General features: G+C 61.7%; 1 protein-coding gene. It reads left to right on the top strand.

Annotated features, from left to right (window positions below; genetic code table 11):
* Positions 1-957: DNA gyrase subunit A (locus EN984_RS36000; RefSeq protein WP_281057388.1), on the top strand; the 957-nt coding region annotated here is incomplete at both ends.

Here is a 957-nt window from a genome sequence, read left to right as displayed (position 1 = left end):
GATATCGACAAGGATACCGTCGATTTCCAGGACACTTACGACGCGTCGGGCAGCGAACCGAAGGTTCTGCCGGCACGGTTTCCCAACCTTTTGGTCAACGGCTCGGGCGGCATCGCCGTCGGCATGGCGACCAACATTCCACCGCATAATCTCAGCGAAATCTGCAACGGCGCCATCGCCCTCATCGACAATCCGGCGATCGACCTGCCGGCGTTGATGGAGATCATTCCGGGACCGGATTTCCCCACCGGCGGCATCGTGCTTGGCCGTTCGGGCATCTACAACGCCTATTCGACCGGCCGTGGCTCCATCGTCATGCGCGGCAAGGTCAACATCGAACAGCGCGGCAACGACCGCGAGTCGATCATCATCACCGAGGTTCCCTACCAGGTGAACAAGTCGTCGATGATCGAGAAGATGGCTGAACTGGTGCGCGACAAGCGCATCGAGGGCATTTCCGATATCCGCGACGAGAGCGACCGCCAGGGCTACCGCGTCGTCATCGAGTTGAAGCGCGACGCCGTTGCCGACGTCATCCTCAACCAGCTCTACCGCTTCACGCCGCTGCAGACCTCCTTCGGCGCCAATATGGTGGCACTGAACGGCGGCAAGCCGGAAGTGATGAACCTGACCGATATGCTGAAGGCGTTCGTCGCCTTCCGTGAGGAGGTGATCACAAGGCGGACGAAATTCCTGCTGCGCAAGGCGCGCGACCGCGCCCATGTGCTGGTCGGTCTCGCCATCGCAGTCGCCAACATCGACGAGATCATCAAGCTGATCCGCACCGCGCCGGATCCGCAGACGGCGCGTGAGCAGTTGATGGAGCGGCGCTGGCCCTCTGGCGACGTGGAATCGCTGATCCTCCTGATCGATGACCCGCGTCACCGGATCAACGAAGACGGCACCTACAATCTGTCAGAGGAACAGGCGCGCGCCATCCTCGAACTGCGCCTGCAG

The organism is Mesorhizobium sp. M7A.F.Ca.CA.004.12.1.1, from assembly GCF_003997835.1.
In the GTDB taxonomy this organism is placed as follows: Bacteria; Pseudomonadota; Alphaproteobacteria; order Rhizobiales; family Rhizobiaceae; genus Mesorhizobium.
The sequence above is the reverse complement of the archived record's forward strand: the minus strand, read 5'-3'. Positions and strand labels throughout refer to the sequence as shown.